The organism is Arthrobacter sp. BI5, from assembly GCF_056680065.1.
In genome coordinates this window covers 2,189,969-2,214,386 of record NZ_CM155264.1, presented here as the reverse complement: position 1 = coordinate 2,214,386, position 24,418 = coordinate 2,189,969, and the positions used below count along the sequence as shown (strand labels likewise).

The 24,418-nt window shown below is 68.2% G+C and carries 22 protein-coding genes; 15 read left to right on the top strand and 7 right to left on the bottom strand.

The genetic code is table 11. From position 1 onward, the window contains the following. Positions 1-10 precede the first annotated feature (10 nt). The 3 genes from AC1MED_RS10025 (at position 11) to pdxS (ending at position 2,377) form a co-directional block, all read left to right on the top strand. Positions 11-658 carry an HIT family protein gene (locus AC1MED_RS10025; protein WP_479783171.1) on the top strand — a complete coding sequence of 216 codons (648 nt, stop codon included), beginning with the start codon at positions 11-13 and terminating at the stop codon, positions 656-658. Beyond that, a complete protein-coding gene (pgsA, locus tag AC1MED_RS10020; RefSeq protein ID WP_346960707.1) occupies positions 648-1,286 on the top strand; it encodes a phosphatidylinositol phosphate synthase in 639 nt (212 codons plus the stop codon). Before AC1MED_RS10025 ends, pgsA begins: the two co-directional genes overlap by 11 nt. Before the next feature lie 164 nt (positions 1,287-1,450). Next, the gene (gene pdxS / locus AC1MED_RS10015; protein WP_479780426.1) at positions 1,451-2,377 is read left to right on the top strand and encodes a pyridoxal 5'-phosphate synthase lyase subunit PdxS; all 927 of its coding nucleotides are present in this window, start codon (positions 1,451-1,453) and stop codon (positions 2,375-2,377) included. A gap of 210 nt (positions 2,378-2,587) precedes the next feature. Here the strand turns inward: pdxS and AC1MED_RS10010 are convergent, their stop codons facing one another. Beyond that, on the bottom strand, positions 2,588-4,600 hold the full coding sequence (locus AC1MED_RS10010) for a M3 family metallopeptidase (protein ID WP_479783170.1): 2,013 nt from the start codon (positions 4,598-4,600) through the stop codon (positions 2,588-2,590). Between the two features lie 81 nt (positions 4,601-4,681). Between AC1MED_RS10010 and AC1MED_RS10005 the strand changes: the two genes are divergently transcribed. Together AC1MED_RS10005 and AC1MED_RS10000 are read left to right on the top strand one after the other, a co-directional pair. Next, positions 4,682-5,983 (top strand): CapA family protein, encoded by a 1,302-nt coding sequence (locus tag AC1MED_RS10005; RefSeq protein WP_479783169.1) that lies wholly within the window; start codon positions 4,682-4,684, stop codon positions 5,981-5,983. Positions 5,984-6,021: 38 nt separating this feature from the next. Further along, complete coding sequence (locus AC1MED_RS10000; protein ID WP_479783168.1) at positions 6,022-6,849, top strand: alpha/beta fold hydrolase; 828 nt, start codon at positions 6,022-6,024, stop codon at positions 6,847-6,849. Between the two features lie 29 nt (positions 6,850-6,878). On the opposite strand, the gene AC1MED_RS09995 is transcribed toward AC1MED_RS10000, so the two are convergent. The 3 genes from AC1MED_RS09995 to AC1MED_RS09985 form a co-directional block, all read right to left on the bottom strand. Further along, entirely contained in the window at positions 6,879-7,385 is a 507-nt protein-coding gene (locus AC1MED_RS09995; protein WP_479783167.1) for a GNAT family N-acetyltransferase, read from the bottom strand. Between the two features lie 29 nt (positions 7,386-7,414). Then, on the bottom strand, positions 7,415-8,092 hold the full coding sequence (locus AC1MED_RS09990; RefSeq protein ID WP_479786645.1) for a type 1 glutamine amidotransferase: 678 nt from the start codon (positions 8,090-8,092) through the stop codon (positions 7,415-7,417). Between the two features lie 116 nt (positions 8,093-8,208). Further along, complete coding sequence (locus tag AC1MED_RS09985; RefSeq protein WP_479783166.1) at positions 8,209-9,513, bottom strand: MurT ligase domain-containing protein; 1,305 nt, start codon at positions 9,511-9,513, stop codon at positions 8,209-8,211. Positions 9,514-9,605: 92 nt separating this feature from the next. On the opposite strand from AC1MED_RS09985, the gene pdxT reads away from it, so the two are divergent. The 9 genes from pdxT (at position 9,606) to AC1MED_RS09940 (ending at position 19,539) form a co-directional block, all read left to right on the top strand. Continuing rightward, positions 9,606-10,307 (top strand): pyridoxal 5'-phosphate synthase glutaminase subunit PdxT, encoded by a 702-nt coding sequence (pdxT, locus tag AC1MED_RS09980; protein ID WP_479783165.1) that lies wholly within the window; start codon positions 9,606-9,608, stop codon positions 10,305-10,307. A 3-nt stretch (positions 10,308-10,310) separates the two neighbouring features. Further along, positions 10,311-11,066, top strand: a complete 756-nt coding sequence (locus AC1MED_RS09975) for a YebC/PmpR family DNA-binding transcriptional regulator (RefSeq protein ID WP_146337452.1) — start codon at positions 10,311-10,313, stop codon at positions 11,064-11,066. Beyond that, positions 11,063-11,641 carry a crossover junction endodeoxyribonuclease RuvC gene (gene ruvC, locus AC1MED_RS09970; RefSeq protein WP_479783163.1) on the top strand — a complete coding sequence of 193 codons (579 nt, stop codon included), beginning with the start codon at positions 11,063-11,065 and terminating at the stop codon, positions 11,639-11,641. The genes AC1MED_RS09975 and ruvC overlap by 4 nt, the downstream gene beginning before the upstream one ends. Before the next feature lie 83 nt (positions 11,642-11,724). Continuing rightward, positions 11,725-12,369, top strand: coding sequence for a Holliday junction branch migration protein RuvA (ruvA, locus tag AC1MED_RS09965; protein WP_479783162.1), 645 nt, complete (start codon positions 11,725-11,727; stop codon positions 12,367-12,369). Continuing rightward, positions 12,362-13,483 (top strand): Holliday junction branch migration DNA helicase RuvB, encoded by a 1,122-nt coding sequence (gene ruvB / locus AC1MED_RS09960; protein WP_479783161.1) that lies wholly within the window; start codon positions 12,362-12,364, stop codon positions 13,481-13,483. The genes ruvA and ruvB overlap by 8 nt, the downstream gene beginning before the upstream one ends. Before the next feature lie 213 nt (positions 13,484-13,696). Continuing rightward, positions 13,697-14,125: a preprotein translocase subunit YajC gene (yajC, locus tag AC1MED_RS09955; protein WP_346960888.1), complete on the top strand. Its 429-nt coding sequence runs from the start codon at positions 13,697-13,699 to the stop codon at positions 14,123-14,125. Between the two features lie 106 nt (positions 14,126-14,231). After that, complete coding sequence (gene secD, locus AC1MED_RS09950; protein WP_346960887.1) at positions 14,232-15,992, top strand: protein translocase subunit SecD; 1,761 nt, start codon at positions 14,232-14,234, stop codon at positions 15,990-15,992. Continuing rightward, on the top strand, positions 15,993-17,000 hold the full coding sequence (secF, locus tag AC1MED_RS09945; RefSeq protein ID WP_346960886.1) for a protein translocase subunit SecF: 1,008 nt from the start codon (positions 15,993-15,995) through the stop codon (positions 16,998-17,000). It begins immediately after the preceding gene. A gap of 145 nt (positions 17,001-17,145) precedes the next feature. Continuing rightward, positions 17,146-19,539, top strand: a complete 2,394-nt coding sequence (locus AC1MED_RS09940) for a RelA/SpoT family protein (protein WP_479783160.1) — start codon at positions 17,146-17,148, stop codon at positions 19,537-19,539. On the opposite strand, the gene AC1MED_RS09935 is transcribed toward AC1MED_RS09940, so the two are convergent. The 3 genes from AC1MED_RS09935 to AC1MED_RS09925 all read right to left on the bottom strand — a co-directional run bounded on the left by AC1MED_RS09935 (position 19,536) and on the right by AC1MED_RS09925 (position 22,802). Beyond that, the gene (locus AC1MED_RS09935) at positions 19,536-20,150 is read right to left on the bottom strand and encodes a hypothetical protein (RefSeq protein ID WP_479783159.1); all 615 of its coding nucleotides are present in this window, start codon (positions 20,148-20,150) and stop codon (positions 19,536-19,538) included. The two genes, AC1MED_RS09940 and AC1MED_RS09935, sit on opposite strands and share 4 nt — an antisense overlap. A gap of 215 nt (positions 20,151-20,365) precedes the next feature. Then, a complete protein-coding gene (locus AC1MED_RS09930) occupies positions 20,366-21,934 on the bottom strand; it encodes a DUF349 domain-containing protein (RefSeq protein ID WP_479783158.1) in 1,569 nt (522 codons plus the stop codon). A gap of 61 nt (positions 21,935-21,995) precedes the next feature. Continuing rightward, complete coding sequence (locus AC1MED_RS09925; RefSeq protein ID WP_479783157.1) at positions 21,996-22,802, bottom strand: peptidylprolyl isomerase; 807 nt, start codon at positions 22,800-22,802, stop codon at positions 21,996-21,998. 221 nt (positions 22,803-23,023) lie between these two features. On the opposite strand from AC1MED_RS09925, the gene hisS reads away from it, so the two are divergent. Next, complete coding sequence (gene hisS / locus AC1MED_RS09920) at positions 23,024-24,388, top strand: histidine--tRNA ligase (protein ID WP_479783156.1); 1,365 nt, start codon at positions 23,024-23,026, stop codon at positions 24,386-24,388. Positions 24,389-24,418 lie beyond the last annotated feature (30 nt).

Below are 24,418 nucleotides of genomic sequence, written 5' to 3'. Positions count from 1 at the left end.
GGAGCAGCACGTGCAGGAGACCACAGGCGCTGTCCCGGGATACCCGGGCGATGACGGCGTAACCGACGACTTTGGCCTGGCCGGGGTGCCGGACGCCTTCCAGCGCCTGTGGACTCCGCACCGCATGGCGTACATCAAGGGCGGCCAGCACCAGTTCAAGAACCCGGATGACTGCCCGTTCTGCGTCGCGCCCGAACGGGAGGACGACGATTCGCTGATCGTCTACCGCGGACGGTTCTGCTACGTCGTGCTCAACCTCTTCCCTTACAACCCGGGCCACCTCCTGGTCTGCCCCTACCGGCACATCCCGGACTACACCGACCTGACCGTCGAGGAGACCGCGGAGTTCGCCGAGCTGACCCAGACGGCCATGCGGGTGCTGCGCAAGGTCGCCAACCCCACCGGCTTCAACTTGGGCATGAACCAGGGCGTCACCGGCGGGGCCGGCATCGCGGGCCACCTGCACCAGCATGTGGTGCCGCGCTGGGGCGGGGACGGGAACTTCTTCCCGATCATCGCGCAGACCAAGGCGATCACCCAGACCCTCGGCGAGGTCCGCCAGCAGGTCGCCGAGGCGTGGCCCCAGGGCAACGGCCAGGGCGGCGGCGCGGCCGACACCACGGGAACCATGGCGTCCGGGGCAGCGGATGCTGAATAAGCACGCCCGCGGTTTCTTCACCGCCTTGTTTTCGCCGCTTGCCCGCTGGCTGCTGCGGGTGGGTGTCTCGCCCGACGCCGTCACCATCATCGGTACCGCCGGGGTGGTGGTCGGCGCCCTCGTGTTCTACCCCCTGGGCCAGCTCTGGTGGGGAACGCTGTTCATCACCGCGTTCATCTTCTCCGACGTCATCGACGGCATCATGGCCCGGATGCAGGAACGCGGCGGGCGCTGGGGCAACTTCCTGGACTCCACCCTGGACCGGGTCGCCGACGGCGCCCTGTTCGCCGGCGTCGCCATCTGGTTCTTCACCGGCGGCGCCGATACCCCCATTGCAATCGCCGCCGTCGTCTGCCTGGTCCTGGGCATGGTGGTGTCCTACGCGCGGGCCAAGGCCGAGGCGCTCGGCTACCACGCGAACGTGGGCATCGCCGAGCGCGCCGAACGGCTGGTGTCCGTCCTGGTGGTCACCGGCTTCACCGGGCTCGGACTGCCGACCGTGGTGCTGTTCGCGACCCTCTGCCTGCTCGCGCTGGCCAGCTTCGTGACGGTCGTGCAGCGCATCGCCTCAGTGCACCGCCAGTCCCTGGAAGAGACCGCGGGCAGTCCCGCCGAGCCGGCTGCCTGAGCGGTGTAACCGGAATTCAACCGGGCCGCAGCGGGGGACTAGTATTAGCTTTACCGGCCAATGGTTCCCGGTAATCCGGTGTGTGCGGGCCGCTGCATGCGAGATTGTCAGCTGCGTGCCGTCCGCGCCCCGGTGAGGTCATCTATCTACCCATAGGGGTTTTTGTGTCTACACCTGATGTAAGCAGCGAAGCCGGCGCGTCCGCCAAGAACGTAACGGGCAGCAGCCGCGTCAAGCGCGGCATGGCGGAGATGCTCAAGGGCGGCGTCATCATGGACGTCGTCAACGTCGAGCAGGCCCGCATCGCCGAGGATGCCGGTGCCGTGGCCGTGATGGCGCTGGAACGCGTTCCCGCCGACATCCGCGCCCAGGGCGGCGTGTCCCGGATGAGCGACCCGGACATGATCGACAAGATCATCGACGCCGTCTCCGTGCCGGTCATGGCGAAGGCCCGGATCGGCCACTTCGTCGAGGCGCAGGTCCTGCAGTCCCTCGGCGTAGACTACATCGACGAGTCCGAGGTCCTGACCCCGGCCGACTACACCAACCACATCGACAAGTGGAACTTCACGGTTCCGTTCGTCTGCGGTGCCACCAACCTCGGCGAAGCGCTGCGCCGCATCAACGAGGGCGCGGCCATGATCCGCTCCAAGGGTGAGGCCGGCACCGGCGACGTCTCGAACGCCACCACCCACATGCGCCAGATCCGGGCCGAAATCCTGAAGCTGGCCTCCCTGCCCGAGGACGAGCTCTACGTCGCCGCCAAGGAACTGCAGGCCCCGTACGAACTGGTCAAGGAAGTTGCCTCCACCGGCAAGCTCCCGGTGGTGCTGTTCACCGCCGGCGGCATCGCCACCCCGGCGGACGCCGCGATGATGATGCAGCTCGGCGCCGACGGCGTCTTTGTCGGCTCCGGCATCTTCAAGTCCGGCAACCCGGCGCAGCGCGCCGCCGCCGTCGTGAAGGCCACCACCTTCTTCGACGACCCGGACGTCATCGCCAAGGCCTCCCGCGGCCTGGGCGAAGCCATGGTCGGCATCAACGTGGATGAGATCCCGCAGCCGCACCGCCTCGCCGAGCGCGGCTGGTAACCTTCGCGCCCTGGGGGCACAGGACGGCGCTGATCCTCCGCGTGCTATTCCCCGCGCCCTGTTGGCAGCCGAGCTGCTGGTCGGGGCGCGGGGCCCCTTTTACGCACGCTGCCGGATCACACCGCCCCGCGCCTTGCGCTTCTGATTGAACGACGGCGGCGAGTCACCCTTCCTGGGTGACTCGCCGCCGTCGTTTGCGTTCTGCTGGTTTTACTCGAGGCCGCGGCGCTTGAGCAGTGGTTCGAGTTCGGCGTCGCGGCCTCGGAAGGCGCGGAAGGACGCGAGCGGGTCGCGGCTGTTGCCCCGGGAGAGCAGCTCGGCGCGGAAGAAGTCGCCGTTGGCCCGGGTCAGGCCGCCGTTTTCCTTGAACCATTCCACCGTTTCGGCGTCGAGCACCTCGCTCCAGATGTAGGAATAGTAGCCCGCGGCATACCAGCCGCCGGCGAAGATGTGCTGGAAGTAGCCGGTGCGGTAGCGCGGCGGGATCAGGCTGTGCGCCACCCCCGCCGCTGCCAGGGCCTTGGCCTCGAACTCCAGCACGTCCTCGGGGATTTCCGAGCCGTCGAGGACATGCCAGGCGAGGTCCAGCAGTGCCGCGCCAAGGTACTCGGTGGTGCCGAAGCCCTCGCCCCAGAGCGCTGCGTCGTTGAGCTTGTCCACGGCTTCCTGCGGCAGCGGTTCTCCGGTGGCGTGGTGCTTGGCGTAGTTCGCCAGCACTTCCGGCCACATGATCCACATCTCGTTGACCTGCGAGGGGTACTCGACGAAGTCGCGGGGCACGGAGGTGCCGGCGAACCGCGGGTAGGTGACCGAGGAGAAGAGGCCGTGCAGGGCGTGGCCGAATTCGTGGAACGTGGTCCGCAGTTCGTCCAGGGTCAGCAGTGTGGGCTCACCGGCGGGCGGCTTGGAGATGTTGAGGTTGTTGATCACTACAGGCCGGGTGTTCAACAGTCCGGACTGCTCCACGAGGGAATTCATCCACGCCCCGCCGCGCTTTGAGTCCCGGGTGTAGTAGTCGCCCAGGAACAGGCCCAGGTCCGTGCCGTCGGAGTTCTTGACCTCCCAGACCCGGACGTCCGGGTGGTAGCCGGCCAGATCGGTGCGCTCATGGAACGTGATCCCGTACAGGGCGGTGGCGGCGAAGAAGACGCCGTCCTTCAGGACCCGGTCCAGCTCGAAGTAGGGCCGCAGTGCCTGCTCGTCTACGGAATACCGCTCACGCTTCACCTTGGCCGAGTAGTAGGCCCAGTCCCAGGCCTCCAGCGGGTGGCCGGCCACCTCCGCCAGCGCCTCGGCCTCGGCGTCGGCATTCCGGACGGCGGCCGGCGCGAGCCGGTTCATCATGGCCTGCACGGCCTCGAAGTCGGGGGCGGTCTGCTGGTCCACGCTGAGCTCGGCGAAGTTGGCGAAGCCCAGCAGGCCGGCCTTCTCGGCGCGGAGCCGGACCATGTCCTTGACCAGGTCCAGCACGTCGAGGCTGCCGCCGCCGCTGCCGCGGCCGATCGAGGCCTCGTAGAGCCGCCGCCGCACCTCCCGGTTCTCCAGGGCGGCCATGGCGGGCTGGTTGCTGGGCTGGATCAGGGTGAGCAGGTACTTGCCGTCATGCCCGGCGGTGCGCGCGGCTTCGGCGGCGCTGGCGACGTCGTCCGCGGGCAGGCCCGCGAGCTCGGCGGCGTCGTCCAGCAGCAGTGACGCGGACTTCATGCCCTCCTTGACCCGCTGGCCGAACTCGGTACCCAGCGTGGAGAGTTCGGCGTTGATAGCTTTGAGCCGCTCCTGGCCGGCCTCGTCGAGCTGGATGCCGGACTGGCGGAACTCCTTGAGGTATTCCTCCACCAGTCGGGCGGATTCCGCGTCGAGCCGGTCGGTGTTGATGGCGGCGAAGCGCTCGAACAAGCCCCGGTTCAGGTACACGGCATCCTGGTGGGCCGAGAAAGCGGGGGAGAGCCGGGTCTCCAGCTCACGGATGGCGTCCGAGGCGTCCGCGGAGACCAGGGTAAAGAACGACGCCGCGGCCCGCTGCAGCAGCTGACCTGAGCGTTCCATCGCCAGCGCCGTGTTTTCGAAGGTCGCCGGCTCCGGGTCCGCCACAATCGCCTGGATCTCGGCCAGGTGCTCGGCGAGGCCGGCCTCTACGGCTTCGGAGTAGTGCTGGACTTCGATGTCCGCGAAAGGCGGCAGTCCGTATGGCAGGGTGCTGGGGCTCAAGAGGGGATTGGTCATGAAACAACTCTTTCATGCAATAGGCCGGTTCTCAATGAACTGCTAAGCGTGTTGTGATCCCCGCCACCGTAAGATTACGGGATGCGAACCATTCATCCCGCGCTGCGCGGACGGCTGCTCGCCGGGTCAGCCGCGGTTTTCCTCGCCGCTTCCGTGGTCTCCTGCGGCGTCGGCGCCGGCCCGGACAGCAACGCCGGGGCTTCCTCGGCGTCGGCGGGCACTTCTGCCGGGTCCACCGCCGGCAGCAGCGCCGGGTCCACGGCGGGGAACCCGGGGGCCACTCCGGACACGTCGCCCTCCGCCACCCCCACCCCGACGCCGACGCCGGGGAAGGGCCCCGCCTGCAAGGAAGTCCGCTGCACCTCGGTGCTGGTCACCGGGGACATGCTGGTCCACGCCCAGCTCTGGGAGCAGGCCCGCGCCGACGCCCTCGCCACCGGCGCCAAGGGGCTGGACTTCGAGCCGCTGCTGGCGGGCCAGCGCAAGTACATCGAAAAGAGCGACCTCGCGGTCTGCCACCAGGAAACGCCGGTATCCGGACCGACCGGCCCGTTCTCCGCCTACCCGTCGTTCAACGTGCCGCCGCAGATCATCACCGCTGCCCAGCAGGTCGGCTACCAGGCGTGCACCACCGCCAGTAACCACACCATTGACCAAGGCACCGCGGGGCTGGTCCGCACCCTGGACGCACTCGATGCGGCCGGACTGCAGCACACCGGCTCCTATCGCAGCGAAGCCGACTCCCGCGGGGTGATGATCCTGAATACCGCCGCCGCGAAGGTCGCCGTGATCGAGGGCGCCTACGGTTTGAACGGGCAGGCCCCGGAACACGCCTGGCAGGTGGACATGCTCGATCCTGCCGCGATGATTGCCAAGGCCCGCAAGGCGAGGGCGCTCGGCGCGGACATCGTGCTGGGCGTGATGCATGCCGGCGACGAGTACGCCAGCGCGCCGAACGAGCAGCAGCGCAGCGTGGCGCATGCGCTGGTGGACAGCGGCCAGTTCACCATGATCTATGGCCACCACACCCACTCGGTGCTCCCGATCGAACGCTACAAGGGGACCTGGATCGTGTACGGGCTGGGCAACGGCGTCACCGAACTCTCGCCCTGGTACGTGGTGAACAACGAGGGGCTGCTGGTCCGGGCGCAGTTCAGCCAGGACGCTGCAGGCAAGTGGTCCGCCTCGGACCTGGCCTGGGCGCCGTCCGTCATTGTGCGCGACCCCTACCGGTGGTGCTCGGTCGCCTCTGACGCGCCGCAGGGACCCTGCGCCGGTGCCGCCGCGGACGCCGCCACCCGGCTGCGGACGCGGACCGTGGTGGAATCGATGGGCGCCGCCGCGGCGGGCGCCCACGAACTGCTGATCACGAAGGAGCGGTAGCCCTGGACACGCTGAGCGAACGACGGCGGAGCCTCGCCGTGCGCGGCGCCGAACTGGCCGTCTTTGAATACGGCCGGCAGCCCGGCCCGGACGTGCCGACGCTGCTGCTGGTACACGGTTATCCCGACGACCACCGGGTGTTCCTGCCCGTCATCCGGGAGCTGGCGGCGACGCATCACATGGTCGCCTATGACACGCGGAACGCGGGCGCGTCCGCCGTCGTCGGAAGTCCCGGCGACTTCACCCTGGCCACACTGGTGGACGACCTCTTTGCGGTGCTGGCGGCGGCCGGAGCCGCCGGGGTGCATCTGGTGGGCCACGACTGGGGGTCCATCCAGGGCTGGGCCGCCGTGCAGGACCCGCGCGCCGCGGGAATGATCCGCCGCTACACCAGCGTCTCCGGGCCGGACCTGGGGCATTTCTCGCGCTGGGTGCGCTCCCGGCTCCGCAACCCCCGGTCCTGGCGGCAACTGGCCGGGCAGCTGCTGCGCAGCTGGTACATCGCGGCGTTCCTGGTCCCGGTGCTGCCCGAGGCTGCCTGGCGGCTGTTCCTGACCCGGCGTTACGAACGGGGCGCAAAGCGCAGCGTCGGCAACGACCCCATCCGCGGGCTGGCCCTCTACCGCAGCAACTTCCGCGGCCGACGGGACCGGCCAGCACCGCGGACCGCACGGGTGCGGGTCACCATGCCGGTGCTGGTGGTGGTCCCGGTGCGGGACCCCTTCCTGTCCCCGCACCTGGTGGACGGGCTCGAGGCGTGGGTGGATGACCTGAGCGTGGTGCGAGTGGACGGCGGCCACTGGTGGCCGGCGACGCGCCGGGCGGAGTTCGCCGAGCTGCTCCGGAAGAGCGAGGCCGGCGCATGACGACGGCGGCGCCCACCGTCCACCTGTTCTCAGTCCGGCAGGCCGTCCGAAAGGCTGCGGGCCATAAACACGCTGTTGGGATCCGGCTGGTAGCCGGCAAAAGGCGGGCACGGGACGAATCCGTGCCGGGCGTAGAGGCGCCGCGCCGGGGCGAAAAACTCCTGCGATCCGGTTTCCAGGCACACGCGTCCGTAGGCGCGGTGCCGGGCCTCGTCCAGGATCCCGGCCAGCAGGAGCGCGGCGACGCCCCGGCCGCGGGCGTGCTGCGCGGTGCGCATCGACTTGATTTCGCCCTCGCCATCGCCGAGGTCCTTCAGCGCCCCGCAGCCCAGCAGCACCCCGGTGTCGAGCCCAGCAGCGCCCGGCGCAGCGCTGTCGCGGGCGGTCCAGAAAGTGATCTCCGGTCCGGCCAGCGCGTCCGGGTCCAGGGCGTGCACGCTCTCGGCCGGTGAGGTCGCGAACATGTCCGCGAGGTGTTCGTCCAGCAGGCGCCGGACGTCCGGGCGGGCGGGGTTGTCGCGGGCAATGACGATCATGGAATCATCCGAGAGCATGTAGCAGCGGGTCAGCGGGGACGGCGGGCCGCGTGCTCGCGGGCCAGGACGGCGTAGGAGTCATCCGGGGTGCCGGGTGAGAAGCTGCCGTACTTGCGCTCTACGGCGGTCTTGATCAGGAAGTCCGCCAGCGCCGGGTTTTTCGGCAGCAGCGAGCCGTGCAGGTAGCTGGCCACGATGTTGCGGTAGCGGGCACCTTCCTGGCCATCGGTGCTGTTGTTGCCGGTGCCCTTCGCCGTCGTACCCAGCGGTGCGACGCCGGGGCCCAGGGTGGTCTGGCCGCTGTGGTTTTCGTAACCGAGCACCGTGCCGAACTCGGGGGAGGACACCGAGACGTTGCCGATCAGCCGTTCGTCCGTGCCGTGTGTCTCCACGTCCAAGATGCCGATGCCCGGGATGACGGAGCCGGTCCTGGTCTTGAAGAATTTGCCGAACAGCTGGTACAGCCCGCAGATCACCAGCATCGGCGTGCCGTCCTCGGCGAGCTCCTTGAGGACAGTTTCGCGGGAGAGCAGGTCATCCTGGATCACCAACTGGCCGCTGTCCTGGCCGCCGCCGCCCACGATCAAGTCAACGTCGGCGGGGAACTCGTCGCCGACGTTGTATTCAAGCAGTTCCGAGGTGTAGCCGTGCCAGCGCAGGCGCTGGGCCAGGACCAGGGCGTTGCCCCAGTCGCCGTAGATGTTCATGTCCCGCGGGTAGAGCTGGACCACGCGGATGGTGCCCTTGCCGGGGTCGGCGGACCCCTCGGGCGGCAGTTCGTGCCCGAAGGAGAGCCCGTGCGGGGTTTCGGGGGATGCCGGAGTCATGAGACCACCTCCACTGTGGTGATTTTGGACAGCTCGCGGCGGATGGCCAGCATGGCCGTGTAGGTGCAGAAAATCCGCTTCGGCTTGTCCTTGGCCCCGCGGATAAAGGCGGCCAGGGCCGGGGCGATGTCCGTGTCGACAGCGCCGATTGCGACGTCGTCGTACTGCAGCCGCAGTGCCATGTCGTAGGCACGCGAACCGGAGAGCTGGTCCACGCCGCCGTCACGGAGGGTGTCGAATTCGACGTCCCAGAGCCAGGACATGTCCCGGCCGTCGGCGTAGTTGTCGTTGATGGCGATCATCGTGGCGTAGCCGGCGGCCGGGAAGGACTTCAGGCCCAGCCGGAAGCCGCTGGGGTTTTTGACCAGGACCAGTTCCAGCGGAAGCCCGTCGACTACAAGGCTCTCGCCGCGGCCGAACGCCGGGGCCACGTTGGCCAGGGCCTTGAGCAGGCCGGCGTGGTCGGTGCCCGTACCGCGGGCGCCCGTGATGGCGCGGGCCAGGGTCAGCGCCGCCGCCGCGTTGAAGATGTTGTAGACGCCGCGGAGTTTCATCCCGGTGCCAACCGTGGCGCCGTCGTACTCAAAGTCGGCGTCGTCCGCGCCCACCCGACGCAGGACGACGTCGGCCGCCGGTTTGGCCGGTGCCGGAGGCACCGGACTGCCCGGCGCGGCGCGCATCTCGTCGTCGTTGGGGAACGTGCTGAGCAGCGAATCGTCGAGGCCGAAATAGCGGACCTCGGGGCCGCCGGCCGTGGCTGTTTCGAGCGTGTCCGCGATGCGGGCGACGCGCGGGTCCTCGCGGTTCAGGACGACGGTCCCGGTGGTCTTGGCGGCGATGTGCTGCAGCAGTTCGGCGGTCTTGTCGATCTCGCCGAAGCGGTCCAGCTGGTCGCGCAGCACGTTCAGCAGCAGGCAGTAGCGCGGCGGGACCTTGTTGACGAAGTGCACCGCGTGCGCCTCGTCCAGTTCCAGGACAGCGACGTCGGCATCGAGCCGGCCCCGCCAGTCCACCTCGCCGAGCAGCGCGGCGGCCACGCCCCGGGTGAAGTTGCTGCCGGTGCGGTTGGTGAAGACCTTCAGGCCCTGGCTTTCCAGCAGCTCCACCACCATCTTCGTGGTGGTCGTCTTGCCGTTCGTGCCGCTGACGACGGCGACGCCCAGCGGCAGCGTGGACAGCGTCCGTTGCATAAAGCCGGGGTCTAATTTTTCGACCACCAGGCCGGGGAGCGCAGAGCCTCCGCCCCGGAGCCGGGAGACCCGGCGGACGAACTTGCCGAGCGGAACGCTGAAGTAGAGCATGCTTTGTAATATATCCCAGCGGCGGCATGGAACCCGGCCCGGCGGCACTCCCCGGTGCGGCCCCCGGCAGCCCGGCGCATTATGCTGGCGGGATGACCACCCCCCTTTCTTTGCCTGGCTCCCGCGTGGGATCCGGCCTCCGGATCGGCGTCCTGGCACTCCAGGGCGACTTCCGTGAACACCTGCACGTAGTGGAGGCCGCCGGCGCCGCCGGCATCGGCGTCCGCCGCCCCGCCGAGCTGGACGGCCTGAACGGGCTCATCATCCCGGGCGGGGAGTCGACGACGATCGACAAGCTCGCCAGGATCTTCGAGCTCCGCGACCCGCTGCGCGAGAGCATCCGCGCCGGGCTGCCCGTCTACGGTTCCTGCGCCGGCATGATCCTGCTGGCCAACGAGATCGCCGACCCCGCCACCGACCTGGCCGGGAACCCGCAGCAGACCTTCGGCGGCCTCGACATCACGGTCCGCCGCAACGCTTTCGGCCGGCAGCGCGAATCGTTCGAAACCGACCTTGATTTCAAGGGCCTGGAGTTCAGCGCGGGCGAGTCCGGCGTCGACCCGGTCCACGCTGTGTTCATCCGCGGACCGTGGGTGGAACGCGTCGGCGCGGGCATCGAAGTCCTGGCAAAGGTGGAACCATCCAGGGCCGGCCACCCGGAATCCCTCGACGGGACGGCTAGAATTGTTGCTGTGCGTTCCGGCAAGCTGCTGGCCACCTCCTTCCACCCGGAAGTAACGGGGGAGAAGCGCGTGCATGAACTGTTTATTCGAATGATCAGAGGAGAAGCGTAAAGCATGTCAGGCCACTCCAAATGGGCGACGACCAAGCATAAAAAGGCCATCCTGGACAGCCGCCGGGCCAAGTCGTTCGCCAAGCTGATCAAGAACATCGAAGTTGCCGCGCGCATGGGCGGCCCCGACCTCGCCGGTAACCCGAGCCTCGAACTCGCCGTCACCAAGGCCAAAAAGACCTCGGTCCCCGCCGACAACATCGACCGCGCCATCAAGCGCGGCGCCGGCCTCACCGGCGAAGTCGTGGACTACACCGAGATCATGTACGAGTGCCGCGGCCCGCAGGGCTCGGCCCTCCTGATCGAGTGCCTCACGGACAACAAGAACCGCGCCGCCTCCGAGGTCCGGCTCGCTATCTCCCGCAACGGCGGCACCATCGCCGATCCCGGTTCGGTCAGCTACCTCTTCTCCCGCAAGGGCGTCGTGTCGCTGCCGAAGAACGGCCTGACCGAGGACGATGTGCTGATGGCGGTCCTCGACGCCGGCGCCGAGGAAGTCAAGGACAACGGCGAGAGCTTCGAGATCCACTCCGAACCGACCGACCTGCAGGCCATCCGGGATGCGCTCAAGGAAGCCGGAATCGACTACGACACCGACGAGGCCGAGTTCGTGCCCTCCATGCAGGTGCCGCTGGACCTCGACGCCGCCAAGAAGTTCATGAAGCTCGTGGATGCCCTCGAAGAGCTCGACGACGTGCAGAACGTCTACAGCAACGCCGACCTCAGCGACGAAGTGCAGGCCGCACTGGAAGCCGAGTGACCCTTCGCGTCCTCGGCGTCGATCCGGGCCTCACCCGCTGCGGGATCGGCGTCGTGGACGTCGAGAAGAACCGGCGCGCCACCATGGTGGCCTTCGGCGTGGTCGGTACCTCTCCGGAGGAGAGCCTGGACCAGCGGCTGCTCGTCATTGCCACCTCGATCGATGACTGGCTGGACCGGTACAACCCGCAGGTCCTCGCAGTCGAACGCGTCTTCTCCCAGCTCAACGTCAGCACGGTCATGGGCGTCGCCCAGGCCTCCGGCGTGGTGATCGCCGCAGCCGCGCGGCGCGGCATCCCGGTGGCGTTGCACACGCCGTCGGAGGTCAAAGCCGCCGTGACCGGCAGCGGCACGTCCAACAAGGACGCCGTCACGAAGCTCGTCACCAAGATCCTGCGCCTGGACGCACCGCCGCGGCCCGCCGACGCCGCCGATGCGCTGGCCCTGGCCATCACGCACGCGTGGCGGGCCGGCAGTGGTGCCGCGGTGGCCACCACAGGGCCGGGCAGCCAATCCCTCACCCCGGCCCAGCGCGCCTGGGCCGACGCGGAGGCCAAAGCGCGCCGCGCGCGCTGAATGTCCGGGGCGCTTGCTAGGGTATTCGTAGATATGTTCGGATAGCCGGCTGCAAACCCAGCCGTAAACCCAGGAGCCAGGCCTTGATCAGTTTTCTCCGCGGAACCGTAGCGCATGTTGGCCTGTCCTCGGCAGTGATCGACCTCAACGGCGCCGGTATGAGCGTCAACGCGACGCCGCAGACCCTCAGCAAACTCCGCGTCGGGGATGAAGGCAAGCTCTTCACTTCCCTGATCGTGCGCGAAGACTCGCTGACCCTCTTCGGCTTCTCCAGCGACGACGAACGCGAGGTCTTTGACGTGCTGCTCAGCGTCAGCGGCGTCGGTCCGCGTCTGGCGCTGGCGGTCCTGGCCGTCCACGAACCCGAAGCGATCCGCGTCGCCGCGCACTCGGGCGACGGCAAGGCCTTCACCAAGGTGCCCGGCATTGGACCCAAGGTGGCCGGCCGGATCGTGCTGGAACTGGCCGGAAAGCTGGTCCCGCGCGGCACCCCCGCAGGTTCCGCGCCGGCCGTGTCCGCCGAAGCCGTGTGGAAGCCGCAGGTGGTTGCCGCCATGACCAGCCTGGGCTGGTCCGAGAAGGACGCCACCGCCAGCATCGACAAGTCGCTGGCCGATTCGCCCGAACTGGCCGAGCAGGGTAACGTCGCGGAAATCCTGCGCGCCACACTCCGCTGGCTGGGCCAGGACGGCGCCCGCGCCGGAAACCGGGTAGGCGCCCGTGGCTGAGCCGTCCCTGGTGGCCGGGGGAGAGGAGCCCGAGGAGCGGGTGATCGAGGCCGCCCTCCGGCCGAAGAACCTGCACGATTTCGTGGGCCAGCACCGGGTCCGCAAGCAGCTCTCGCTGGTGCTGGAGGCGTCCCGGATGCGCGGCCGCAGCGCGGACCACGTGCTGCTGTCCGGCCCGCCCGGCCTGGGCAAGACCACGCTGTCCATGATTATTGCCGCCGAAATGAACGCCCCGCTGCGGATCAGCAGCGGCCCGGCGATCCAGCACGCCGGGGACCTGGCCGCCATCCTGTCCTCGTTGTCCGAGGGCGAGGTCCTCTTCCTCGACGAGATCCACCGGATGTCGCGGCCCGCCGAAGAAATGCTTTACATGGCGATGGAGGACTTCCGCGTCGACATCGTCGTCGGCAAGGGCGCCGGGGCCACCGCGATCCCGCTGGAGCTGCCGCCGTTCACCCTGGTCGGCGCCACCACCCGCGCCGGGCTGCTGCCCGGGCCGCTGCGGGACAGGTTCGGCTTCACCGGGCACCTCGAGTTCTACTCCGTCGAGGAGCTCGAGCTGGTGCTGCGCCGCTCGGCGGGGCTGCTGGACCTGAAGGTCAACTCGGCCGGGTTCAGTGAGATTGCCGGCCGCTCCCGGGGCACGCCCCGCATCGCGAACCGCCTGTTGCGCCGTGTCCGGGACTGGGCGCTGGTGCACGGCGTCGAACAGATCGACGCGCGGGCGGCCTCGGCGGCGCTCGACATGTACGAGGTGGACAAGCGCGGCCTCGACCGCCTGGACCGCGCCGTCCTTGAAGCGTTGATCACCAAGTTCGGCGGCGGACCGGTGGGCCTGTCCACCCTGGCGATCGCCGTCGGCGAGGAAACCGAAACGGTGGAAACCGTCGCCGAACCCTACCTGGTCCGGGAGGGCCTGCTGGGCCGGACGCCCCGCGGCCGGATCGCCCTCGCCCCGGCCTGGACGCATCTGGGCTTCGCGGTGCCAGCCGGGGTATTCGGCCAGGATCCGCTGGACCTGTTCCAGGCCGGCGCTGCCGACGGCGGACCGGCCGGCTTCGGTGCGGAGGCTGAGGGCGAAGTCGATCCGGAATGGATCCGTAATAGTCAATAGCACTCGCTAGTGACCTTTTCCCTTTAGACTGGTATGACGCTCGGCACGTTCGGGCCTTTGTTTCCGTGTGCGGCTACCGCTAGCCGCTGCTGGCCGGGCATGATTTTCTGCCAGGTTTACTGCCGGGGTCCACACCAGGCGGCCCCGGAACGGAACGGACGTTGCTGTGAAACCAGCTTGCAAGTACAGAACGGAACTTTCCCCTTGGATCCAATGACTATTCTCCTGTTCGTCATGCTCGGCGTGTTCGTCTTCATGATGTTCCGCCGCAACAAGAAGACGCAGCAGCAGCAGGCGGAGCTCCAGTCGAAGTTCGGCACCGGCGTTGACGTTATGACCAGCTTTGGCCTCTTCGGCCGCATCGTTGAGATCGACGAGGCCGAGAACAAGGTTGTCCTGGAACTCTCCCCGGGCAACACCGCCACCGTGCACCGCCAGGCCGTCACCAAGATCGTCGAGCCGGTTGTCGCCGCCGAAGAGCCCACGGTGGTTCCCGACGACGCCTCCTCGCTGACCCTCGGCAAGAGCGATGCCACCGTCGACGGCGTCGACCGCACCGCCACCGCCGGTGACGTGCAGCGCACCGAAACGCCGGACGAAACCCTGCGCCGCCTGAACGACGAGGGCAAGAAAGACAGCTAGTCTGCCTCCTGAGCTATCCCGCGAAGCTACGGTGCGCGGGCATCCGCCGGTGCAGGCCTGACAGGCTGCACCGGCGGTTCCTCCGTCAACAATAGAAAGATCGACAATGGCACGAACTGGCCCCAAAAACTCAGCCCTCAGGGTGCTGGTCTGGCTTGGCGTTATTCTCGCCGTCCTGACGGCCGTCCTCGCGGGCGGCACGATGGCCGGGCAGGCGAGCTGGGCTCCGAAGCTTGCCCTGGACCTTGAAGGCGGCACCCAGATGATCCTGGCGCCCAAGGTGGCGGGCGGTTCGGACATTAACGAAGAACAGCTCAACCAGGCCGTGGCGATCATCCGCCAGCGCGTGGACGGCTCCGGCGTCGCGGAAGCCGAGATCAGCACGCAGTCCGGCCGCAACGTCGTCGTCAGCCTCCCGGGAACTCCGTCCAAGGAGACGCGCAAGCTGATCCAGGCGTCCGCCGACATGAACTTCCGCCCGGTCATCCAGGCCGGCGCCGGCGCGGCTGTCCCGGTCGCGTCCCGGACCCCTGAGGCGAAGCTGCCCAAGCCGACCGCCGCGCCGAAGAACAGCAGCGATGAGAACTGGGTTACCGCGGACGTCTACAAGAAGTTCGAGGCGCTGGACTGCGACAACCCGTCCCAGGACAAGCAGGAACGCTCCGATCCGGCCAAGCCGCTGGTGACCTGCGAGCCCGCCGCCGACGGCCGTCCCGCGATCAAGTACATCCTCGGGCCGGTGGAGGTCAAGGGTTCCAACATCAAGTCCTCCTCCTTCCAGCTGCAGCGCGGTGCGCAAGGCGCGGTGACCAATGAGTGGGCCGTTGACATCCAGTTCGACGAGGAGGGAACCGCCAAGTTCAAGACGATCACCGAACGGCTGAACAAGTTCTACGTCGACGCCGGGGGCGAGACCGGATCGGACCCCAAGGCGCAGTTCGCCATTGTGCTCGATGACCAGGTCATCTCCGCGCCGCGGTCCCAGGCTGTCATCACCGACGGCCGTCCGCAGATCACCGGCGGTTTCACCGAGCAGTCCGCGAAGGCGCTCTCCGACCAGCTGCGCTTCGGTGCGCTGCCGATCAGCTTCGACATCCAGAGCGAACAGCAAATCTCGGCGACCCTCGGCGGCGAGCAGCTCCGGATGGGCATGCTGGCCGGCCTGATCGGCCTGCTGCTGGTGGTGGTCTACTCGCTGTTCCAGTACCGCGCCCTCGGCTTCGTCACCGTCGCCTCGCTTGTCGTCGCCGGTGCGCTGACCTACCTGGCCATCGCGATCCTGGGCTGGACGGAAAACTACCGTCTCTCGCTGGCCGGCGTGGCCGGCATCATCGTGGCCATCGGCCAGACGGCGGACTCGTTCATCGTCTACTTCGAACGCATCCGTGACGAACTCCGGGAGGGCCGCGGCCTGGTCTCGGCCGTGGAGAACGGCTGGAAGCGCGCCAAGCGGACCGTCCTGGCCTCCAAGGCCGTCAACCTGCTGGCCGCGCTGGTGCTCTACTTCGTAGCGGTGGGCAACGTCCGCGGCTTCGCGTTCACCCTGGGCCTGACCGCGATCGCCGACTTGATCGTCGTGTTTATGTTCACCCATCCGACCCTGCAGCTGCTGGCCCGCACCAAGTTCTTCGGTGAAGGCCACAAGTTCTCGGGCCTGGACCCGAAGCGGCTCGGTGCCGTGCCCCTGTACCGGGGTGCCGGACGGATCCGCACCCCGGAGGACAAGCCGGTGGTGGCCCCCCGCGCCAAGAACACCGGCGCCGCGGCCGAGGCCGAACGCCGCATGACCATTGCAGAACGACGCCTCGCGGAAAGGCAGGAACAGCTTGCCGGTTCCTCCAAGAGCACGTCCAAGGAGGGCAAGTAAATGGCCAGCTTCGCTACGTTCGGTAACGAGCTTTACACGGGCAAGCGCTCATACGACTTCGTCGGATCCAAGAAGATCTGGTTCCTGATCGCCGCTGTCGCTGTTGCGCTGTCCATCCTGCTGCCGGTCGCCAAGGGCGGCTTCAACCTGGGCATCGAGTTCCGCGGCGGGTCCGAGTTCACGGTGTCCAACGTCAAGGACCGCGACGCCGCCCTCGGTGAAAAGGCCGTCGATAACGTCGTCCCCGGCAGCCTGCCGCGCGTCGCCAACGTCGCCGGCAACACCATGCGCATCCAGACGGACAAGCTCAGCGACGATGAGACGCTCCGGATCAAGGAAGGCCTCACCAAGGCCTACGGCGTGACCGATAACGAGGTGACGTCCACCTTCGTGGGCCCGACCTGGGGCGCGGACGTGACCAAGCAGGCGCTGCTCGGCCTGGCGATCTTCGTCGGCCTCGCCGCGGTGCTGATGGCGCTGTACTTCCGGACCTGGAAGATGTCGCTGTCCGCCCTGGCCGGCATGGTGGTGACAATGTTCATCACCGCCGGGGTGTACTCGCTGAGCGACTTCGAGGTGACCCCCTCGGCCATCATCGGCTTCCTCACGGTGCTCAGCTACTCGCTGTACGACACCGTGGTGGTCTTCGACAAGATCCGGGAAAACACCGCGGACCTGCAGGCCTCCACCCGGCGCACCTTCGCCGAGGAGGTCAACCTCGCCGTCAACCAGACCCTGGTGCGTTCCATCAACACCATGATGGTGGCCATCCTGCCGGTCGGCGCCATCCTCTTCATCGGGGCCGGCCTGCTCGGCGCGGGAACGCTGCGCGACCTCTCGCTGGCGTTGTTCGTGGGCATCCTGATCGGTACCGCCGCGACCATCTTCGTGGCGGCCCCGCTCTATGCCTGGTTGCGCCAGGGTGAGCCGGACTTGATCAAGCAGGCCAAGCGTGTGCAGCAGCGCCGCTCGGAGAATACCGCCAAGGCGGCACCCGCCACGGCCTAGCCGAAGAGGCCCCGCCGCAGCCGCCCGACGGGCCGGCGAACGTCCCTGCGACGTTCGCCGGCCCGTCGGACGTTGGCCGCCGGTTATCGAAGTATCCGGCTCCGGGAATAGACTTGAATAATTAACGGGTTTGAGAGGTGCTTCATTGGAAGAACGTTCGACGCCGGTGCCTGCAGCCCCGGCGGATAAGGCTACCGCCCAGGGGTCACAGACTGGTGTGGTGGCTGCCGGACGCCCGGACGCCGCAGTGCCCGTCGATAACTCCGGAACCCGGCCCACCTTTCCGGGACGCCGCGAACGCACCCGCTCCCGGCTGGCGCGGCTGACGGGCCGCGGAACGCCGGCCTATTCGCCCATCCTGGAGCCGCTGCTGCGCACCGTGCGCGCCAACAACCCCAAGGATGACTTCGAACTGATCCAGCGGGCGTTCGTCGTCGCCGAACGCTGCCACCGCGGACAAAAGCGCAAGAGCGGCGACCCCTACATCACGCACCCCGTGGCCGTGGCCACCATCCTCGCCGAGCTGGGACTGAGCGGGACGACCCTGGCGGCCGCGCTGCTGCACGATACCGTCGAGGACACCTCGTACACGCTGGAGGATCTCAAGGGCGAATTCGGGCCCGAAGTCGCCATGCTGGTCGACGGCGTGACCAAGCTGGACAAGGTCAGCTTCGGCGAAGCCGCCCAGTCCGAGACCGTGCGCAAAATGGTCGTCGCTATGGCCAAAGACATCCGCGTCCTGATGATCAAGCTCGCCGACCGGCTGCACAACGCCCGCACCTGGCGTTTCGTCTCGGCCGAGTCCTCGGCCCGCAAGGCCCGGGAAACCCTGGAAATCTTCGCGCCGCTGGCCCACCGGCTCGGCATGAACACGATCAAATGGGAACTCGAGGACCTCTCCTTCGCAGCGCTGTATCCCAAGGTCTACGAGGAAATCGTCCGGATGGTGGGGGACCGGACCCCCGAGCGGGAGAAGAACCTCGCCGTGATCCGCAACCAGATCACCGAGGATCTGCGCGCGGCCAAGATCAAGGCCACCATCACCGGCCGACCCAAGCACTACTACTCCATCTACCAGAAGATGATCGTCCGGGATAAGGACTTCGACGACATCAACGACCTGATGGGTGTCCGTGTGCTCGTCGACTCGGTGCGGGACTGTTACGCCGCCCTCGGTGCCATGCACTCGCGCTGGAACCCGCTTCCCGGCCGGTTCAAGGACTACATCGCGATGCCCAAGTTCAACATGTATCAGTCGCTGCACACCACGGTGATCGGCCCGGGCGGCAAGCCGGTGGAGATCCAGATCAGGACCCACGAGATGCACCGGCGCGCCGAATACGGCGTCGCGGCGCACTGGAAGTACAAGGACCAGCCCAACCGCACCGCGGCAGGGCCGGGCAGCCCGCGGGACGGCGACATGGGCTGGCTCCGCTCCCTCGTGGACTGGCAGCAGGAGACCTCTGATCCTGGTGAGTTCCTCGACTCGCTGCGCTTCGAGATCAATGCCCGCGAGGTGTTCGTGTTCACGCCCAAGGGCGAGGTCATGGCCCTGCCGGCAGGTTCGACGCCGGTGGACTTCGCCTACGCGGTGCACACCGAGGTGGGTCACCGGACCATCGGTGCGCGCGTCAACGGCAAACTGGTCCCGCTAAACAGTGAACTGAACCACGGCGACTGGGTTGAGATCTTCACCTCCAAGGCCGAAGGCGCCGGCCCTAGCCAGGACTGGCAGCACTTCGTCAAGAGCGCCCGGGCGCGCAACAAGATCCGGCAGTGGTTCAGCAAGGAACGCCGCGAAGAAGCGATCGACCGCGGCAAGGAGCTGCTGACCAAGGCGATGCGCAAGCAGAACCTTCCGCTGCAGCGCCTGATGACACACGACGCCCTCGCCGCGATCGCCGAGGACTTCAAGTACACGGACATTTCCGGGCTCTACGCGGGCGTGGGCGACGGCCACACGTCGGCACAGTCCGTGATGGAGCGGCTGGTCGAAAGCCTCGGCGGCAACGACACCCCCGAGGATGACCTCACCGAGGTTTCCATCCCGGCCCAGGTCAGCAAAGCCCGGTACTCCGACTCGGGAGTTGTGGTCCGCGGCGTCGACGACGTCTGGGTGAAACTGGCTCGCTGCTGCACCCCGGTGCCGCCGGATCCCATCCTGGGCTTCGTCACACGGGGCTCCGGCGTCTCGGTACACCGGACCGACTGCACCAACGTGTCCGGCCTGATGGACCAGCCGGACCGGATTGTCGACGTCGAGTGGGCGCCGACCCAGTCCAGCGTGTTCCTGGTCGAAATCCAGGTCGAGGCGCTGGACCGGAAGTCGTTGCTCTCCGACGTCACCCGTGTCCTGTCCGAGAACCACGTCAACATCCTGGCCGCCAGCGTGCACACCTCCACCGACCGGGTGGCGATCTCCAAGTTCGCCTTCGAGATGGGCGATCCGAAGTATCTGAGTCACGTGCTCAGCGCCGTCCGGCGGATCGACGGTGTCTTCGACGTGTACCGCACCACCGGGAACCGCCGCCGCAACTAGCCCTCGGGCCCAGGCAACCCTGCCGTGCGCCGCCGGCATTCGTGCCCCGTGCCCGATCCGGGCCCGTCCAGCAGGGCAGCCAGTTTGGCGAGGGCTGACCTCTTGTGCGGCATCCGAGGCGTCGCGTCGACCGCGCGGATGAGCAGCCGCAGCCGGACGTCCAGTTCCGGTGCGGCCAGGAGGGCTGCCAGCGCCGGCAGGGCACGGTCGGGCTCCACGTGGAGGGCGATGTCGACCGCTGTCCGCAGCGGACTGGAAACCATCAGCCCGCCCAGACTGACGACGTCGAACGGGCCCAGCCGCACCTCGTGGAAACTGCAGCCGCGGACGGCGCGGAGGCTCGAAATCCGCCGGCTGGCATCCACCAGCAGGGCCATCCGGTCCGGCTCGCCGGCGCAGCCGTAGATCCAGGCGGCTGTCATCCGTCCCGCCACCACGCGTTGCCGGAGGGGCGACGGAAGGGTGCACGCCGCCGCGCGCGCCCGCAGCTGCGGCGTGGACGCGGCGCCGGGAGGCAGGTACGCGCGCTGCGAGAGCTGCGTCAGCACGCCGTCGGACGCCATGGCCTGCAGCTCCGGCCAGGAGAAGAGCGACCCCGGAGAGTACAGCACGGGCGCGCCGCCGTGCCCGCCGGGAGGGGGACCAACGCTCGGCGGAATGACGCTCGGTGGCCCGTTGGGCGGGGGACTGGCGGTTGGGGGACTGGCAGCGGGGTGGCCTGGGGGCAGGGTCATTCAGCCATCGTGCCGCCCGGCCCCGGACACGGAACAGGCCCCGCACCGGTCATGTGGATAACCGGGTCGGGGCCTGTTCTGGGATGCGGCGGTTAGGAGAGTTCGCTGGCGGAACGCTCCAGCTGCTCCAGCCATGCCTGGCGAGCCTCCAGGGCTTCCTGGGCGGCCTTGATCTTGCGCTCGTCGCCGGCTTTCTCCGCCTTGGCGAGGTCTTCCTTGAGGCCGGCGATGGCCGCTTCCAGCTGCGTCAGGGCGCTGTTGGTGCGGGCCTTGGTTTCCGGGTTGGAGCGCTTCCAGTTTTCGTCCTCGGCGTGGCGGACGGCGTCCTCCACCTTCCGCAGACCGGCTTCGATCCGCCCCATGTCCGCCCGGGGAACCTTGCCGGCTTCCTCCCAGCGGTCCCGGATGGACTGCAGTGCCTTCTTGGCCGCTGTGAGGTCCTTGATCGGAAGCAGCTCGTTGGCCTCTACCAGCAGCGCCTCCTTGACCTTGAGGTTGGCGCCGTACTCCTGGTCGATCTCCTCGTTGGCCGCCTGGCGGTTCGTGAAGAAAACATCCTGCGCGGCCCGGAAACGTGCCCACAGGGCGTCGTCATCCTTGCGGCTGGCACGCGGCGAGGCTTTCCACTGGTCCATCAGGCGGCGGTACTCGCCGGCGGCGAAGCCCCAGTCGGTCGACGAGGACAGTGCCTCCGCCTCGCTGATCAGCTTCTCTTTGGCGGCCTTGGCGGCCGAGTTGTTGCTGTCCAGCTGGGAGAAGTAGGCCCGGCGGTGGCGGTCAAAGACGGTGCGGGCGGCGCGGAACCGCTTCCAGAGCGCGTCCTCGTTGCTCCGGCCGAGCCGGACACCGCTCTTCTGTGCGGTCTTCCAGCTCTCGAAGAGCTCGTTCATCCGCGCGCTGGAAGTCTTCCACTGGATCTGCGCCGGGTCGTGGCCGGCGATTTCCTCGGCCTCGGCCACGATCGCTTCGCGGGCAGCGAGTTCGGCGGCGCGGACGGCGTCGTGCTCGGCCTTCTCCGTCTTCTCCAGCTCGGTGATCTGGCCGGACAGCGTGTCCAGGCGTCCCTCGGCGGCGCGGAGGTCGCCCACCATGTTCCGCTCGGCCAGCACTTCACGCAGGTGCGTGACGGTCTTCTGCATATCCGTGGCCGGAGCCTTGGAAGCGACGCGCTGCTCAAGCAGCACGATCTGGGCAACGACGTCGTCGTACTTGCGGGCGAAGTAGCCCAACGCCTCGTCGTCGCTGACACCGGGGTACTGGCCGACAGGGTGTTCCCCGCCGTCGATGGTCAGGAACACGTGGCCGTCGCCCTCGACGCGGCCCCAGCGTGCTGCCTCGGCGAGCGAGGTAGCGCTGGAAGCCGTGGCGGCGGCCGGCGCGGCAACGGACGGTGACGCCTTGGGGCGTGCGGCGAAGGCGGCGGGCGACGGGGCCGGGCGTGGTGCGGGTGCAGCAGCCGGCGCCGGGGCCGGCGCCGGCTCGGCCTCAGCTGCCGGGGCGGCGGCAGGTTCGTCGGTCGCCTGGGGTTCCGCCTCAGCCTCCGGGCTGGCGTCGGCCGGCGCAGCGGTGGGCTCGCTCGCCGCGCCGTTCACCGTAACCTCGGCTTCGGTCTCGTTGGCAGCTGCTGCCACTGTTTCGTCGGATTTCTGACTGTCTGTCACCGCTAGAAGTCTTTCGCTTGGAGGGAAATACCGGCACCGCGGCCGCGAGGGCCCCGGCTGGTTACTTCAGAGAGAACGAGTCTATCGTGACTGGTTCCACAGGTGCGCCGTCGGTGGCGCTGGCGCCGGGTTTGACACCGGCCGCCGCAATCTTGCTGACCACATCCAGCCCGGACGTGACCTTGCCGACCACTGTGTAGCCGCCGGCAGCGTCCGCCGGGATCACCGTGTCCTTGTAGACGATGAAGAACTGTGTCCCGTTGCCGTACGCGTTGCCGCCGGTCCGTGCCACGGCGATGGTTCCGGCCGGGTACTTGTTGTCAGCCGGGGTGTTCTCCAGCGGGCCCCAGGTATATGCGGGATCGCCGGTGCCGTCCCCGTTCTTGGAACCGCACTGCAGCACGCCGAAGGACTCGGCGGTGGTGAGCCGGTGGCAGGTGAGGCCCTTGTAGAAGTTCTGGTCCGCGAGCGATTTGAAGACGGCGGCCGCCTGCGGCGCCTTGCTGCCGTCGAGTTCGACGCCCAGGCTGCCGCGGTTCAGGGCCAGGGTGCCCTTGAAGGTCTTGCCCGCCGCGGTTTCAGGCTTGGGGATGTTCGCCCCGTTGGTTTCGGCGGGGGCTGGCGTGGCGGAAGCCGACGGGCTCTCCAGCCCGGCCTCCGCGGCCTTAAATTCGTCCTCGCTCGGGTTGCTGGAAAACACCGTCAGCTGCAATATAACGGCGAGGACCAGGGCGGCCGCACCACCGGCGGTCGCGAGGATATTGTCGCGCTTGCGGCGTTTGTCCTGCTCCCGGCGGAGCTCACGCTTTGCCTCCATTTGCTGGACGCGCCGCTTGGCTTCGCGGGCGCTCCGTGAACTGGCCGCCAAAAGTCCTCCTGGTTGTAGGGCCGCAGACCGGGCCGCGGCATCGCCGCCGGACCGGGTGCAACACGCAAGCTGCCGGCAGCTCCGCCCGCCGCGCGCATTACAGATGCACGCGGCAAAAAGCATAAACTGGCTGCCGCACACAGTTTATGCACGACTGGCCGGTCTGCGCGCGACGCCGCGGCCGTTGTACCGCCGTCGTTATCAGAGGAGAAAATTCCACCATGGCACGCACCGCCTCCCTGTCCGGATTCCCCGAGTGGCTTCCCGAAGAGCGGCTGGTGGAGCTGCATGTGCTGGACACGCTGCGGCGCACCTTTGAACTGCACGGCTTCTCCTCGATCGAAACCCGTGCCGTGGAAACCGTGGGCCAGCTGCTCCGCAAGGGCGAAATCGACAAAGAGGTCTACGGCCTCAGCCGGCTGCAGGACGACGACGACGCCGGCGCGGCCGCGACTAACACCGCCGCCTCGCACAAGGCCGATCCGCACGCCCTGGCCCTGCACTTCGACCTCACCGTGCCCTTTGCCCGCTATGTGGTGGAGAACGCCGGCTACCTGGCGTTCCCGTTCCGCCGCTACCAGATCCAGAAGGTCTGGCGCGGAGAGCGTCCGCAGGAGGGCCGGGCCCGCGAATTCACGCAGGCGGACATCGACATCGTCGGCGACGGCGAACTGCCGTTCCGCTACGACGTCGAAATCGCGCTGGTGATCGCAGAGGCGCTGGGCGCCCTGCCGATTCCGGACTTCCTGCTCCGGGTCAACAACCGCAAGCTGGCCGAGGGTTTCTACAACGGCATCGGCCTGACCGACACCGCCGGGGTGCTGCGCAGCATCGACAAGCTGGAGAAGATCGGCCCGGCCCGGGTGGCCGAGCTGCTCAAGTCCGAGCTCGGCGCCACCGAGGAACAGGCCCAGGCTGCCCTCAAGCTGGCCGGAATCCGCACCGGGGACACCTCGTTTGTGCAGCAGGTCCGGGCGCTGGGCGTGAGCAACGAGCTGCTGGAGGAAGGCTTGAACGAGCTGGAGCAGGTCATCGCCGCCGCCGTCCAGCGCGCCCCGGGCAAGGTGGTTGCGGACCTCAGCATCGCCCGCGGCCTGGACTACTACACCGGGACCGTTGTCGAAACCGTCCTGGTAGGCCACGAGCAGCTCGGCTCGATCTGCTCCGGCGGCCGCTACGACGCGCTGGCCAGCAAGGGCAACCGGAAGTTCCCCGGCGTCGGGCTCTCGATCGGCGTCACCCGGCTGGTGTCCCGGATCCTCAGCCAGGAGCTGGCCAAGGCATCCCGGGCGGTGCCGACCGCGGTGCTGGTGGCGCTCACCAACGACGAGAGCTGGGGCGCGGCGCAGGACGTCGCCGCGCAGCTGCGCGCGCGCGGGATCGCCACCGAGGTGGCGGCGAAGGCCGAGAAGTTCGGCAAGCAGATCAAGTTCGCGGACCGCCGCGGCATCCCGTTCGTCTGGTTCACCGACGACGACGGCAAACACCAGGTCAAGGACATCCGCACCGGCGAACAGGCCGACGCCGATCCGGCCAGCTGGTCGCCGGCCGAAGAGGACCTGCACGTGCGGGTCATCCGGGCCTGAGCGGGCTCTGCTTCAGCCCCGGCCGGACCT